We start from the raw sequence: 1,707 nt of genomic DNA on the forward strand, positions 1-1,707 counted from the left end.
CCAGCGCGGTCATCGCGTCGCGCATGGCGGCCAGGTCGACCACGCAGGGAACGCCCGTGAAGTCCTGCATCAGCACGCGGGCGGGGCGATACTGGATCTCGCGCTCGGCCTTGCCCTTGTCATTCTGCCAGTCGACGATCGCCTTGATGTCGTCGGTGGTGACGGTGACGCCATCCTCGAAGCGGAGCAGGTTTTCCAGCAGCACCTTCATCGAGAAGGGCAGACGGCTGACGTCGCCGAGCTTGGCCGCGGCCTTCTTCAGCGAGTAGATGGCAATATCCTTGCCGCCGACCTTCAAAGTGTCGCGCGTGCCGAGTGTGTCCTGTCCGATGGCGGTCATGAGTCGTGCGTCTCCTCGCAGTTGCCCCGGCAGCTAGGAGGATGACGTATTCCACCAGAGGCTCGCCGGACGGCGAAAAAGACCGGACGGCAAGGTGGCGGGATGCGCCCCAACCATGGCCGAAGCGGGTATGTCCCTTGATGGCCGCCGCCATAGCGCCTGCCGCCCCGGAGTCAATGCGGCGGCGCGAAATGGGACGATTGGAGAATCTTTCTTGTAGACGCGCTCGCAAGGCAGGGGATACATTGGTGATCGGCCGCGTTCTGGTTCAAGGAGCGGGCTGCTTAAATCGATGGGTCGCGTGCTCTGGCTTTTTGTCGTTGCATCTGTTCGGCGTTAACTGGTTTCGCTTTTTACGCCTGATGCCGAGAATATATGTCTGAGGAGGAAGAGACGATGCGCCCAGTGTCAAGCCTCGCCACCGGCAAGTCATTCGACCCGGCGATGCGGGGATACATCATCCATTATCATCTAGGGGAAGCGAACCACTGCCCCAGCTGTGGCCGCAGCCAGTGGATCGTCGGTCGCCTGATGGCCGAATGCGCCTATTGCGAAACCGCGCTTCCGCTGGAAAACAACCGGGGGGTCGGGGCCTGTGCGCGCTTTGTGCACGCACATAGCAGCGTTCCGTTCGATCCCCTGACCGTCTGACGGGTCAACGCTGCCGCCAAGGGGGACCTTCAGGCGGCGGCGACGCCTTCCGCTTCCACCACATTGTCACCGGCATAATAGCCCCGCACCCGCACGCGCTTTTCGACATGGTCGACCGGCACGCGCAGCAGCACAAGGCGGAATGTGCCGCCCAGATCGCGCTGCAGCAGGAAACCGGCCTCATCCCGTATGAGCCGCCCGGTTTCGTCCATTACTGTGCCGATTTCCGGTGTGCTTTGTATCAACATGGTCCCGCATCTTATTCACCCGTCATGCTGAACGCGTCCTGCATGACGTAAGTGGGATGGATCTCCTCCGGCCCAATCTATCGCTTTCTTGATCCCCTTGCCAGCCAGCAGGTCCAGGACGAGGAAAATCACGAACAGCGCGATCGCCAGGAAAAACAGGAACTTGGCAATACCCACGAAAGTGCCCGCAGCGCCGCCAAAGCCCAATATGGCGAGCGCCGCAGCGAAGACGAGTGAGATGATAGCGAGGCGGATCACTGGGTGGTCCTTTAGGCTGTTAAAGTCTGTTTGGAAATGCGCCCTTCGGCGCATCGCGGCACCAGCCCTCTCCCCCACCCGACCGCCCAACGGCAGTATTCTATGGGTGGCCGGGTGGGGGAGAGGGCTGGTGCGGTTCTGAAATGCGCTCTTCCGCGCATTTCCAAACAGACTCTTGGCAACAGGCACTCGGCTAAAAACGCACGTGCT

2 protein-coding genes and 2 pseudogenes are annotated in these 1,707 nt (G+C 61.2%); 1 reads left to right on the forward strand and 3 read right to left on the reverse strand.

Annotated features, from left to right (window positions below):
• Positions 1-340 (reverse strand): annotated as a pseudogene (locus V7D69_RS16050) (aconitate hydratase); the annotation flags it as partial.
• Positions 341-715: 375 nt separating this feature from the next.
• On the opposite strand from V7D69_RS16050, the gene V7D69_RS16055 reads away from it, so the two are divergent.
• Entirely contained in the window at positions 716-991 is a 276-nt protein-coding gene (locus V7D69_RS16055) for a hypothetical protein (protein WP_333606345.1), read from the forward strand.
• 29 nt (positions 992-1,020) lie between these two features.
• Here the strand turns inward: V7D69_RS16055 and V7D69_RS16060 are convergent, their stop codons facing one another.
• Together V7D69_RS16060 and V7D69_RS16065 are read right to left on the reverse strand one after the other, a co-directional pair.
• Positions 1,021-1,239: a DUF5818 domain-containing protein gene (locus tag V7D69_RS16060; RefSeq protein ID WP_333606346.1), complete on the reverse strand. Its 219-nt coding sequence runs from the start codon at positions 1,237-1,239 to the stop codon at positions 1,021-1,023.
• Positions 1,240-1,314: 75 nt separating this feature from the next.
• Positions 1,315-1,497, reverse strand: a pseudogene (locus tag V7D69_RS16065) (DUF1328 domain-containing protein); the annotation flags it as partial.
• Positions 1,498-1,707 lie beyond the last annotated feature (210 nt).

This window comes from Novosphingobium sp. (assembly GCF_036733805.1).
Taxonomy (GTDB): domain Bacteria; phylum Pseudomonadota; class Alphaproteobacteria; order Sphingomonadales; family Sphingomonadaceae; genus Novosphingobium.